The organism is Flavobacterium sp. WC2509 (genome assembly GCF_052683105.1).
Genome location: NZ_JBQZFG010000001.1, coordinates 4,116,138 through 4,127,974 on the forward strand (window position 1 = coordinate 4,116,138; position 11,837 = coordinate 4,127,974).

The window sequence follows — 11,837 nt, forward strand, 5'->3', positions numbered from 1 at the left end:
ATTCCTTACGATTTCTTTTTTGAAGGTTCCGTATCGGTTAAGGTTTTCATAAACGCAATAAGTTGTTTTTTTTCCAAATCGGTCAAATTCAATTTGTCTTCGGGCAAAGTTTGATTTTCTAACGAAAAGCCTAAACCTTTTCCGCCACCTTCATTATAAAAATCAATAACTTCTTCTAGGGTTTTAAAAACGCCATTGTGCATATACGGTGCGGTCAATGTTATGTTTCGTATGGTTGGTGTTTTGAAAGAGTTTTTATGAATCAACGCTTTCGTCAATTCAAATTTACCTAAATCAGAATCCAATTGATTGTATTTATTAGGCACGCCAAGCACTTCGCTTTCTGATTTGGTGAAATTAGGAGGAACTGTTCCATTGGTTAACGGAATAAAATGGCAAGTGGCACATTTGGCTTTGCCCGCAAATAAGTTGAAACCTGCTTTTTCTTCCGCGGTAAATGAAACTTCGTTACGCATATAGCCATCAAATTTAGAATCATAAGAACTCAACGACCGAATGTAAGATCCTAAGGCATTTTTTATCGTAAAAGCATCAATTTCATTGTTAGGAAATGCGGTTTTGAATTTGGCTGTATATTCTTTATTTTTCTTTAAATCTTTAGCTGACTTTTCTAAAGAACCGTGCATTTCATTTTCATTAGAAATAACTGCTACCGCTTGATCTTCAATATAACTTACTCGTGAGTCATAAAAGAAAGCACGCTGAAAAGCAATATTAGACAACGTAGGTGTATTTCTTTTGAGTAAAGATTTTCCGTCTAGAGTTTTAGCTTTTTCTAAACCATCTGTAAAGGATTTGTCTTTATGATGACAGGAAGCGCAAGAGCGGGTATTATTTCCAGATAAAATTGGATCATTAAATAGTTCTTTCCCTAATTTTATTTTTTCGGGAGTGGTTTTATAATCTGGAAATCCAGAGAATGCTTCTGCATCAAAAACATCTTTTTCAAAAAGTGTTTGGGCTGTTGCTTTAAGACCTCTTACTTCTTTCAGAAATGGAATATGTAATTTTATCTGAGCCTGATATAAGTTTTTGCTCAATGGATTGGTAATTTCTTTAATGAAATAAGCTCTGTCAAAAGCATTAAAATCAGAATGTTGTTGTAGGTATTTTTTTCCTTTTTCTATTATTGTTAATGAAGTTTGTAACTCCTTAGTTTCATATTTAGACGCATAATTTTTGCAATAGGAAGCAATGCTTTCGAGAGAAGCAGAAGTTTCGGGAAGTGAATTTTGTGCAATAGGTGAATCAAAACCTGTAATTCCCAAAGTAACAATTCTAAAAACTTCCAATCGAATTGCATCAAAAATATGAGAATCAGTTAAAGTATTTGTTTGCGAAACGAGTTCTAATCGATTCAAATTGGCTTTAAGAATGCCTAATTGTCTTAAAAGTTCTGCTTTACTTTTTTTATTAAATGTTGGGAAAATAAATTCTTCTATGACTTGAAATCCTTCGGGTGGAACCGTTAAACCTTCATCGATTTCATATTCATCTAATGCGGGACCATTGATGGCTTTGGAAACTGTTGGGAAATAGTATTCACTTAAAATCTCCACTTTTTTGTAAGCTTCGTGTGATTTTAAAAACTGCTGTTGAATTTGTTTCGCAGAAGCGTCGTTCTGAACAACAAGTTCTAGTTGGTCAACTTCTTCTTTTAGAGTAGCAATATCGCTTTTGAATAAATTGTTTGCCTGTTCTACAGTAGTATCTAAATTAGAACAAGATAGCAAGAATAAAAATATTGGGATAAAGAAAAATTTTTTCATTTTAATGAGACTTGATTGTAAAAAACAAAACCACGATTCTGTAATAGAACCGTGGATTTTGTGTGTTAATGCTGTAAATTATCTAGCTAATCCTTTGATAACTACAATTTGACTTGCTTGTTGCTCAGAAGTACGAAGTGTACCGCCATCAACACCTTTGTATTTAGTTCCAGTCCAAGTATGAGGCTGAACACTTAACATAAAAGTATCTTCGATTCCTAATTGCTCAGAAACATCGATTAATGCACCATATTCCCAAGCACCAAAAGCAGATGTTCCACCTACGTTATATTTGGCTGCATCAGTTGCAGTACGACGGTGATCCAATTCAACTACTACTTTTAGTTGTTTTGTAGCAATATTGTATTGATAAATATAAGCATCGTGTGTTTCATCACCATATCCATTCGCATCTTCTTGTACGTAAACATAGTTTTTGGTTACACAGATATTATCTGGATCTTGAAATTTTCCAGCAATTCCTGTACGATCATCACCGTCAAGAATAACTTCAAGATTACCAATTAATGGATTTGCTTTGTCTAAATTCAATTTGTAAACTCTACCGTATTTAGTTCTTGAAGCATCAGCATTTGTTCCAGAAACTGCTTGTCCAGTTACGTTGAAATAAAGCTCACGATCGGCATCATTTCCACCTTTACGGTAATCTAAATCTTCAACTCTTCCAAATTTAATAGCTTTTAATGTATTTACCGCAGCATTAATTTGTGCACCTGTCAAAGTAGTATGATTGTCAATTTTTACAAACGTAACAGGGTACGTTTTTCCTGTAACCATATCTTTTTCTTTTTGGTTGTCGTCATTTCTTTTCATCATATACAACGAACCATTTTCTAAATCACCTACTGTATTTGAAACGTACATAAAAACTTGCCCGCCATAGGTTCCAGAATCATCATCACCAATAACAATAACAGTTTTTCCAGCATAAGCATCTTTACGTAAAGGCAACGCATTTTCAGCACTTAATCTACCCAATCCTGATAATTCTTTGGTTACCGATGCACCACCAATATTGGCATAAGGATTTACTCCGTGAGTACGAGATTCTTCACCAGATTCACCACAAGTTAAATACAAAGGACCAAAACCGTGTTCAGCAACTGTTGCCATAGTAGCACCACATAATCTCCAAGTTCCACCATTTGAATTTAATAAATATTCTCCTTTTACAGGTTTAAATGTTTTATCTAAAGTAATTCTTGAAACTGCAAAGTTGTCTTCATTGTTAACCAAAAAAGTAAAAGTACCATCGCTGTTTTTTAATAAACCAGAACCGTCTGCAGAACCACCAAAAACATAGCTAGGACTTTCTGGTAAAACATCATCTGAAGTTAAAAGAGAATACAATTCCAGATTTTCAAATCCAGCTTGTTTTTTTAGTAATACCGGTGTTACGGATTGGTTGCTTAATACAACTGTTGAAGCAGCTGCTTGCTCTGTTTCTGATTTGTCATTATTGTCACAAGAAATCAATGTTGCCAAAAACAACATTGGTAAGATAATTTTTTTCATTCTAGTTAGTTTTAAGTTCCCTGCAAAGGAATGGGGAATACTTAAACTTAAAGTGAATTGTGTATTATCAAAAGACTATTATTAGACGTAAATTTGATATGCGAGTACATATTTAATTTACATTAGAATTTTCAAAACTAAAGAAATCTATAAGTATTCAATGGCATAAAGCTTCAATCATACCGATTATTTATTGTCTATTAAATTATTAATGGGACACTGCTTTTAATCCAATAATAGAACCTATTAAAGTGATGATGAAAAGTATTCGCAGAAATGTTGCAGGCTCTTTAAACACAAGAATTCCCACTAGAACGGTACCTACAGCTCCAATTCCTGTCCAAACAGCATAAGCCGTTCCGATAGGTAAAGTTTGAGTAGCTTTGACTAAAAGAATCATACTGACACTGAGGGCAACCAGAAAACCGACATACCATAAATACATTTCGTTTCCAGTAGTTTCTTTTGCTTTTCCTAAACAGAAGGCAAAGGCTACCTCAAATAATCCAGCTATAATTAAAATAATCCAATTCATTTCTTTTATTTTTTTGCAAAGGTAGGAAATGAGATTGAGAGAAAATTTCACAAATGACGAAAAATGAAGTCCGGTTGTTCAGATTAAGGCAATACCAGTCACCATTAGAATATTTTTTTCAAAATTCATACTAACAAAAAACTTCTGCTATAGTTTCGTTTTGTAACAATTCAGTCAGTGCATTTTCCTCAGGACGCAAGTGGCTATTATTTGAATTGGTTTTATATTTCCAAATAGTTCCTTTCTCAAATGACGCAATTACAGTTGGATGCACATAATATTTTTTACAAACGGTTCGTGTATTTCCTAATTTAGAAGCGACTTCATCCAATACTTCAATAATTTTATGTTTGCAATCCGTCTGATTTTCAGCTGGCTCTAATTTTTGAAAAGCAGTTAACGCATTTACGGTTCCCGCCCAAGCGCGATAATCTTTGGCAGTAAAATTTTCTTGACTTATTTCTTTGAGATAATTATTAATATCTGCAGAACCAATAGTGTGGTGACTTCCATCATCATAATATTGAAATAAATCCTGACCGGGAATATCTTTGCATTTTTTTACGAGATTAGCTAGTTTTTTACTTTCAAGGCTAATTTTATGTGATATGCCTTTCTTCCCAATAAAATTAAAATAGATTTTAGCATTCTGAAAACGAACATGTTTGTCTTGTAACGTAGTGATACCGAAAGATCCGTATAGCTTTTTATAAGCTTCGTTACCAATTCGGATGTTCGTTAATTCTATTAATTTGATGACCAATGCTACTACTTTTTCATAAGGAAGCCCATTTCGATTTAAATCTTTATCAACTTGTTTTCGTATCACAGGTAAAGCATCGGCAAAGCTGCGCAGTTTATAAAATTTTGATTGATTTCTTATTTTATTCCATTGCGAATGATACCGATATTGTTTTCTTCCTTTGGTATCAACGCCTGTAGCTTGTAAATGCCCATTTTCATAGGGAGAAATCCAGACACTTTCCCATGCTGGAGGAATTGCTAATTTTTTTATTCTCTCGAGTATCTGTTTATTGCGAATTACTTTTTTACTTTGGTCTATAAAAATAAAATCATCATTTTTTCTTTGACGATAATATCCTGCATTAGTATTTATTGCATAACGTAACCCTATAGATTTTGCGGTGATTTTTGAATCTCGCCCTATTTTTTCAAGTTTGGATTGCAAGCGTTCCATTGCAAATAAATTAAATTTGATTAGGGTTATTTTTTCCTTTGATGGCCAAATCATTTAAAACCATTGCAGCACTCTTGTCTGCAAAAGCTGATAACCCTGCAACATAAACCCCTTTTTCGCCCGTGATTGATTTTATTCCAAACACAGTGGCTTCATCTCCAGGGTCAGTTTCTCCTTCATAGCGGTAAATATGTACAATTTCAAAATCATTCGGATTATTTATAATTTTTGACTCTTGAATATTAAAATCTACTGTAAAGCCCTTTTCTTTTAATTCGTTTAATGCTTTCGAAACTGTAGCATAATGATACATTTGCTTTCCCATGATTTTAAGTTTTTATATTTGGATATAAAATTAGTGTCATGGCATCCCTTAATAATTATATAATTACCAATAAGTGTTGTAAAATTATGTGATGTATTTTGGAGAAGAAATAGGTGTAATGAAGAAAGTTTGTATAATTTGGGCGTAACCTCAAAGCACACTATTCAGTTTTTCGAGATATTATTGGTTGCTTTGAGGTCGGGCTTTTGGCTTTATCTTTATTTTTTTAAAGAAAAAAAATAAAGGATATCGCCGCAATCCCTTACGCGGTCTATACGTTGATGAAGAAATTTAGTAATGAAAACGCGTATATTTTATCTGATTTTGAAATAATTTTTGAATGTTTTATCAGAAAGTGTCGTGTTTATAGAATTTTATTTGTTGATCCTATATATTCTAAAATTTGAACTTTATGTGAATTATTTAATCCACTTTCGTCTCGTTTTTTTTGAAACTCCAAAAAAGACAAATTACTTAGAACTTCTTTCTGGATATCTTCGTCTATATAGTTTGAAATATGTGTAAACGTAACTCCATCATTATTTAGGAAAACACTATAGTTAAATTTTTCATTATTTAGAGTTTCAAAACTTTTCAAAAAAATTTCGATATTCAATTTGTTTTCTTCTACAAATTCAGGTTTTACCTGATAACTTACAATTACGTTTATCATGATTTATTCTTTTGAATCTTATTTTTTTACACTTTCGCTAACTACAAGATAACGGCTTGTTATTTTGTAGTTAGCGAAATGTAATTTGTTATTATTGCTTTTGCTATGCTGTTGGAAATTTTGAAATATCCATATAGAAAATTTCCCAAGTGTGTCCGTCAAAATCTTCGATTGTACGCTGTTGCATAAAACCATAATCTTTCATTTCGCTTGGCTCTGTTCCACCAGCGTTTAGTCCATTTGTCACAATGCTATTCACTTCATCAAGACTGTCAGTCGATAATGAAAAAAGTCCTGCCACGCTTGATTTGGTGTCTGCTATAGGTTTGGTTGCAAAGTTTGAAAACTTTTCGTGCGTCAAAAGCATTACAAAAATGTTTTCACACCAAACCATACATTTTCCACTGTCATCCGAAAATTGAGGATTGTTTGTAAAACCTAATGCAGTATAAAAGTCCATAGATTTTTGAAGATCAGTTACTGCTAAATTGATGAAAATTTGTTTTGCCATTTTTTTAATTTTTAATTTCGGTTGAGTGTAATTCTGCTTAAGCAAAAAAATTAATCACATAGGTACATAGATTTAAAACAAATGTTTAAAGAATGAATAGAAATAGGAGTATTTTCACATAGCTTGTCTCTGTGAAAAGTAAAACGTTTATCAATCTCTTTTCAAACACTAAAAATTCTATGTTTCTATGTGTTAAAAATAATTACACACAATAGGTTTTTTACTATTTTGTTTTACTAAGTTAAGCATCCGGAATATTCGGTTCTACCAAACGTTTTAATTTGTCTAGCGATTCCTGCCAGCCTAAATAACACATCTCAGTCGGAATTGCATCTGGTATTCCTTCCTGTGTAGCAAAAAGTTCTGTACCGCACAGTACTTTCCGCAGTTCGATTGTTGTAATCATTTGTCCCGGTAAGTTTGGATCGTCGAATACGTCTGAGTATTTTAATCGTTCATTAGGTATAATTTCTAAATATTCGCCACCAAAGGAGTGACTATTACCCGTTGTAAAATTGGTAAACGACATTTTGTGTTTTCCTCCAATTTGGAAATCCATACTATGCACTTTGCAAACAAAACCATAAGGCGGTAACCAAGACGCCATTGCATCCGCATCTGTGAAAGCTTTGTAAATTTTTTCAGGAGCTGCCGTAAAAACTCTGTGAAGTGTCACTTTATTATTTGCCATGATGTTCTTTTTTAGAGAGTTAAATTTAATATTTTTTAGATTAAATTTTTTTGTTTGGCAAAAAAAAAATTTTTTCTCAGTTGCTAGCGCGAGCGTCACGCTCGTGAGCTTTCCTATTCACAGGTATTGTTCTCAATTGTTAATCTATTTGACCATAAATCATAATCTTCTCCTTCTTTTTCTAGATTTTCAATTTCTTTTAAAAGTTTTTCATCTCTTTCAGATATTTCATAAATTCTATCAGGTAAAGTTCGTTTATATTTTATAGCTATTTCTTCAGCTAAACTTTTATCTAATCTGTTATATGCTTGTAAGATATCTTGATCACTAGCTGATGCATCTAATTGATTATATAATTTTTCAATAAAAGGCATTAATTTTAATGCAAAAACTCTTTTCTTTTCTTCACTTCCATAGCATAATTGATGTATCAAAACCCTAAATTCGTACATGCTTTCAAAATAGTATTTCTCTATATTGTTACATAATGAGTTTTCATCTATATTTTCAATGATATCCCTTATAACTGTTGAATCGGTATTAACCGATAGCATTGAAAGTGAAAGGAGTTTTTTCCAATGCCTAGGTGAAAGAGTTGTAAAATCATTTGCAAATTGAGAAATGTTTAATGCTGATAAAATGTCTTTTAAATCTTCGTTGAATAAAGTTATTTCAAATAAACCATTATGAGGCATAATTGGATAATTTAAGGTCTCCAAACTACAATTCAATAAAGAACTCCGAATTAACTTAACACAGTATTTAAAATCACTTCTTTTAAAATCAAGTATATATCTGCGTAAAAAAGAAATAGTTTCTGATATACTATCAATATCACCACTTTTTGCTTCTTCAAGTATTGGTTTAAAATCATCAAAAACAAAATTATTAGACAAATCAATAATCCAATTTGGATAAAACTCAGAGATATTATAAAAAAGTGAATCTATAGATCTAAAATTATAAATTTTTGCTTGTTTTAGATGAGATACAAATGCGCCTTTATCTATAAGATCTAATATTGGTTTAATGATTTCACTGCAATGATACCGTAGAGTTGTTGATAAATTATAGAAATTATATAATGTATTGTCTTCAAATCTATTAATTAATTTAGCAATTTCGTCCGCTCTATAAATAAAAGCATTTTTAACAAAATTATTATTAGAGCCAAGTGCTTTCGAATGCATTTGATAAGCTAATATTCCCACTGTTTCGAGATCATGTTTACAAGCTGCTTCAATAAGTTTATCCCAGTTTGTGTTTTTTGACTTATACCATTCTTTGAGATAAATATTTAATTTCGTATTTCTAAACCACGACCATAATATTGCAATTTCTTTAACCTTTGTATAGTCATTAAAGATCGAATCAAATAATTTATAGCATTCTTCTGGTGAATCTAAAAAGAATTTTTCAATATATTTAATTGCATATTGCCTATGAATTGACTTATACCTACCTCTTTCATTTTTTAAAATTCGTTTAGCACAAAGAAATTCCAGTTGTTCTTTGAGCCAATCGTTTTCTGGAGGTCCTCCTTTTTTTAATATCTCATTTTCATTATAGAGAGAGAAAATATCCGTAATAGAAACTCCTTTTTCAACCTCCGATATTTGCTTAATACATATATAAAGGAATATAATATCAAATCTGCCTGTATTTTGTAATTCTTCCTTTAGTGATTTTACTAGCTTAAGACCTCCACCTAATAAATAAATAAATTGCCAAACGCTATCAGATGTTTTTGAGTACGATTCTAGTACGCGGTTGAGAGGTGTTGCAAATTCGGTAAAACCTATTGGGTTTTCATTGAACTCATCTAAATTGTTTTCTCTTAAATAAGCTATTACCTCATTTTCATGCAGTAAAATTGATGTTTTAACAAATTGTTGATATTTATTCCAGTTGATATACTGGACAGATTTTTGAAAATGCTGTTCTATGTTGCCATTTCCTTTGAAATCATTTCTAGTATTAACAATAATTATTAACTTGTCTTTATCACTAGCATTGAGTATATTTTCAATTTGTTCAGAATTAAGTTTTGTATTTGCATCATCAATTATTAATATTATTTTGGAAATAGCTTCAGATAAAAAGAGTAGTATATGAAAACAATCTTCTGTTGTAGTTGTAGAACCAACTGTATATGTATATGTTTTGTGAGATGTGTTAATTCCAGCAATACCATATGCCAGAGTTGTTTTTCCGCTACCCGATGAACCAGCAATAATCAGCTTGTTTTCGGACTTCAATAAATCACTTGCTTCATATGCAACTGGATTTTTGCATAAAATTACACACACAGAAGGAATAGGTGATCCAAATTTAAAAATATCAGAAATGCTTCCTTTTCTTTTGTAATCTATATAATTTATATATGCGAATGGAAATGATATTCCTTTTTCATTATATTTTGTAGCTATCTGCCAAAGATTTTCCCAAGATCGTTTTTTTAGTTTTTGGTTTTCAGTATCAATATTTGTTTTATGAATATTTACATGATGATTTGGACAAACTAGAACTAAATTTTGCTCATCATTATTTTGGTTAATATGGTACTCTTCAATATGATGAATTTGAAATGGTCTTGAATTGTTGCCATCCTTGCAGAAACAACAAACTTCACCGCTTTTTTCAAGAATTAAATTTATAGTTTCAATATCAATATTTTTACGATTGGTTTTTGAAATAATTAATTCAGCCTCTTTCTCAGTAAAATCATTTTTGATTAAAGCAGATTTGCTTTGTCCTTTTAATCCAGTAATACCTAAAGATTTACTATTAATTTTATCAATTAATTCTGTGTCAAATCCCAGAGCTAATAACTTCTTTTCTGAATCTTTTCTCATTCGTTTTTTTTACTTTGGTCAATTTTATTTGCTCAGAACTGGTCTGTACCCAATAAATTTTCGTTCATAGATCTAATTAGAGTTGATTAACGAAAGTTTATGTCGTTTTTTTATTTCAAATATAAGTTTTTATCTAACCAATTTTAAAATTTTCATCTTGAATAACAACCTTTTAAAATTTGAACAAGAAATACTATAATTTTTAACCTTATTTCTTGAAACCCTGATGCTGTCATAGCCCTGATGGGAGCGTCATCCTGTGTGCCTAGGGTTCAGGCACACAGATACAGCGGACAGCAGGATTAGCTCCAAAAAAAAACGACTGAAATAAATCTCAGCCGTTTTTGTGTGTATTGGTATGAATGGGCTATCCTAAGAAAGCTTTTAATTCTTCGTATGTCTTGATTTTGGTGCTTACTTTCTCTTTGTTCATCACACTTTCAATTTGTGTTGGTAGAGGTAAAGTAACGCCTAAAGCTGGTTCTACTACGTCCAAAAACTTGATAGGATGAGCAGTTTCCAAGAAAACACCAATCGCGTTTGGTATGTTTAGTAATTCTTTTTTCAATCCTAAATACCCAACAGCTCCGTGAGGTTCGGCGATATAGCCTCTGTCGTTATAGATGGCTTTTAATGCTACCAAAGTTTCAGCATCAGTAAAAGTGTATGACGTGAAATCTTTTTTGAACTGCTCCAAATCATTTTGGTACATCTCCTGAATACGAACGAAGTTACTTGGATTTCCTACATCCATAGCATTCGAAATCGTTGCGATAGATGGTTTTGGATCGTAAATTCCGTTAGCAAGGAATCTAGGAACAGTATCATTTACGTTAGTTGAAGCTACGAAATGCTCAATTGGCAATCCTAGTTTTTTGGCTATGATACCAGCACAAATATTTCCGAAGTTTCCACTTGGACAAGAGAAAACTAATGGTTTGTTTTGACTTTTTAATGCTTTGTAAGCAAAGAAAAAGTAAAACATTTGCGGTAACCAGCGCGCAATATTAATAGAATTGGCAGAAGTCAGGTGTATGTGCTCTAAATCTTTATCTAGAAACGCTTTTTTAACCATGTCCTGGCAATCATCAAAAACACCGTCAACTTCAAGGGCTCTTATGTTTTGTCCTAGAGTAGTTAACTGTTTTTCCTGAATGTCACTCACTTTTCCCGAAGGATAAAGAATAACAACATCGACACCGTTTACACCAAGAAAACCGCTGGCAACGGCTCCTCCCGTATCTCCAGAAGTTGCTACAAGAACGGTATTTTTACTGTTTTTGCTGTCTCTGTTAAAATACGCCAAACAACGCGACATAAATCTAGCTCCCACATCTTTGAAAGCCATAGTTGGGCCATGGAATAACTCAAGAGAGTAGATTCCGTTTTCAACTTCAACTAAAGGGAAATCAAAGCATAAAGTTTCGGCGATGATTTGTTTTAAAGTTTCGGCTGGGATTTCGTCTCCCACAAATTGTTTGATAGCTTCAAAAGCGATTTCTTCATGAGATAAATTTTCGATAGCCTCAAAAAAACTTGGAGCTAATGGCGTGATAGTTTCTGGGAAATACAAACCTTTATCGGTTGCAAGCCCTTGTATTACCGCTTCTTGAAAAGAAACGTTTGGGGCATTATGGTTTAAGCTGTAATATTTCATTGTGATTTTTGATTGTAGATTAACGATTTTTGATTTAAGATTTCCGAAACAGAAGTTATATCAGAA

10 protein-coding genes are annotated in these 11,837 nt (G+C 32.1%); all 10 read right to left on the reverse strand.

Going from position 1 to position 11,837, the window contains the following annotated elements; translation table 11 throughout:
- Nucleotides 1–5 precede the first annotated feature (5 nt).
- Nucleotides 6–1,790, reverse strand: a complete 1,785-nt coding sequence (locus ACUN3A_RS17035; RefSeq protein ID WP_445552485.1) for a cytochrome-c peroxidase — start codon at nt 1,788–1,790, stop codon at nt 6–8.
- A 78-nt stretch (nt 1,791–1,868) separates the two neighbouring features.
- Nucleotides 1,869–3,326, reverse strand: a complete 1,458-nt coding sequence (locus tag ACUN3A_RS17040) for a hypothetical protein (protein ID WP_445552486.1) — start codon at nt 3,324–3,326, stop codon at nt 1,869–1,871.
- A 208-nt stretch (nt 3,327–3,534) separates the two neighbouring features.
- Complete coding sequence (locus tag ACUN3A_RS17045) at nt 3,535–3,861, reverse strand: DMT family transporter (RefSeq protein ID WP_445552487.1); 327 nt, start codon at nt 3,859–3,861, stop codon at nt 3,535–3,537.
- A gap of 130 nt (nt 3,862–3,991) precedes the next feature.
- Complete coding sequence (locus tag ACUN3A_RS17050) at nt 3,992–5,059, reverse strand: DNA topoisomerase IB (RefSeq protein ID WP_445552488.1); 1,068 nt, start codon at nt 5,057–5,059, stop codon at nt 3,992–3,994.
- Nucleotides 5,060–5,069: 10 nt separating this feature from the next.
- Nucleotides 5,070–5,384 (reverse strand): hypothetical protein, encoded by a 315-nt coding sequence (locus ACUN3A_RS17055; RefSeq protein ID WP_445552489.1) that lies wholly within the window; start codon nt 5,382–5,384, stop codon nt 5,070–5,072.
- A 364-nt stretch (nt 5,385–5,748) separates the two neighbouring features.
- Nucleotides 5,749–6,057, reverse strand: coding sequence for a hypothetical protein (locus ACUN3A_RS17060; RefSeq protein WP_445552490.1), 309 nt, complete (start codon nt 6,055–6,057; stop codon nt 5,749–5,751).
- A gap of 103 nt (nt 6,058–6,160) precedes the next feature.
- Nucleotides 6,161–6,568, reverse strand: a complete 408-nt coding sequence (locus ACUN3A_RS17065) for a VOC family protein (RefSeq protein ID WP_445552491.1) — start codon at nt 6,566–6,568, stop codon at nt 6,161–6,163.
- Nucleotides 6,569–6,809: 241 nt separating this feature from the next.
- Complete coding sequence (locus ACUN3A_RS17070; protein ID WP_445552492.1) at nt 6,810–7,259, reverse strand: SRPBCC family protein; 450 nt, start codon at nt 7,257–7,259, stop codon at nt 6,810–6,812.
- A gap of 113 nt (nt 7,260–7,372) precedes the next feature.
- On the reverse strand, nt 7,373–10,114 hold the full coding sequence (locus tag ACUN3A_RS17075; RefSeq protein WP_445552493.1) for a hypothetical protein: 2,742 nt from the start codon (nt 10,112–10,114) through the stop codon (nt 7,373–7,375).
- A gap of 367 nt (nt 10,115–10,481) precedes the next feature.
- Nucleotides 10,482–11,771: a threonine synthase gene (gene thrC / locus ACUN3A_RS17080; protein WP_445552494.1), complete on the reverse strand. Its 1,290-nt coding sequence runs from the start codon at nt 11,769–11,771 to the stop codon at nt 10,482–10,484.
- Between the last annotated feature and the right edge of the window lie 66 nt (nt 11,772–11,837).

Coding starts and splice junctions, on each gene's coding strand:
- ACUN3A_RS17060 (WP_445552490.1), bottom strand. CDS start 6,057: ATGATAAACGTAATTGTAAGTTATCAGGTAAAACCTGAATTTGTAGAA.
- thrC (WP_445552494.1), bottom strand. CDS start 11,771: ATGAAATATTACAGCTTAAACCATAATGCCCCAAACGTTTCTTTTCAA.
- ACUN3A_RS17040 (WP_445552486.1), bottom strand. CDS start 3,326: ATGAAAAAAATTATCTTACCAATGTTGTTTTTGGCAACATTGATTTCT.
- ACUN3A_RS17050 (WP_445552488.1), bottom strand. CDS start 5,059: ATGGAACGCTTGCAATCCAAACTTGAAAAAATAGGGCGAGATTCAAAA.
- ACUN3A_RS17065 (WP_445552491.1), bottom strand. CDS start 6,568: ATGGCAAAACAAATTTTCATCAATTTAGCAGTAACTGATCTTCAAAAA.
- ACUN3A_RS17055 (WP_445552489.1), bottom strand. CDS start 5,384: ATGGGAAAGCAAATGTATCATTATGCTACAGTTTCGAAAGCATTAAAC.
- ACUN3A_RS17035 (WP_445552485.1), bottom strand. CDS start 1,790: ATGAAAAAATTTTTCTTTATCCCAATATTTTTATTCTTGCTATCTTGT.
- ACUN3A_RS17045 (WP_445552487.1), bottom strand. CDS start 3,861: ATGAATTGGATTATTTTAATTATAGCTGGATTATTTGAGGTAGCCTTT.
- ACUN3A_RS17075 (WP_445552493.1), bottom strand. CDS start 10,114: ATGAGAAAAGATTCAGAAAAGAAGTTATTAGCTCTGGGATTTGACACA.
- ACUN3A_RS17070 (WP_445552492.1), bottom strand. CDS start 7,259: ATGGCAAATAATAAAGTGACACTTCACAGAGTTTTTACGGCAGCTCCT.